This is a genomic window from Mesorhizobium sp. M7D.F.Ca.US.004.03.1.1 (assembly GCF_003998635.1).
Lineage (GTDB): Bacteria > Pseudomonadota > Alphaproteobacteria > Rhizobiales > Rhizobiaceae > Mesorhizobium > Mesorhizobium loti.
On sequence record NZ_RZQG01001688.1, the window covers coordinates 1 to 561 of the forward strand.

The 561-nt window shown below is 68.4% G+C and carries 1 protein-coding gene; it reads left to right on the forward strand.

Translation table 11 applies throughout. From position 1 onward, the window contains the following. Positions 1–561 (forward strand): putative sulfate exporter family transporter (locus EN935_RS39500; RefSeq protein WP_127374429.1); only part of this gene is annotated, 561 nt, incomplete at both ends.

Consider the following 561-nt stretch of genomic DNA (forward strand, 5'->3'; position numbering starts at 1 on the left):
CCTTCGTTTTCACCATCATGCTCGGCCGGCTGATCGGCGTCGACGCCAAGCTGGCGCAGTTGATCGCCGCCGGCACCTCGATCTGCGGCGCCTCGGCCATCGTCGCCACCAACATCGTCACCGATGCGCGCGACGAGGACGTCACCTACGCCGTCGCCTCGATCACCTTGTTCGGCACCGTCGCCATGCTCGGCTTCCCGCTTATGGCGCCCATGCTCGGCCTCGACCAGCACGCTTTCGGCCTGTGGGCTGGCGCTTCGATCCATGAGGTGGCGCAAGTCATTGGCGCCGGCTTCCAGAACGGCACCCAGTCCGGCGAGATCGCCACCGTCGCCAAGCTGACCCGCGTCGCCATGCTGGCGCCGATGGTCGTCGCACTCGGCCTGATGGCGCGCCGCAAGAGCGGCGATCAGACAGCCGCGCGGCCTCCCATGCCGTGGTTCGTCGCCGCCTTCGTCGCCGTCGTGGCGCTGAACAGCCTGGTCACGGTGCCTGCCGAGGTGAAATCCGCCATGGCGCTCGCCACCACCATCATGCTGACCATGGGGCCCGCCGCCATGG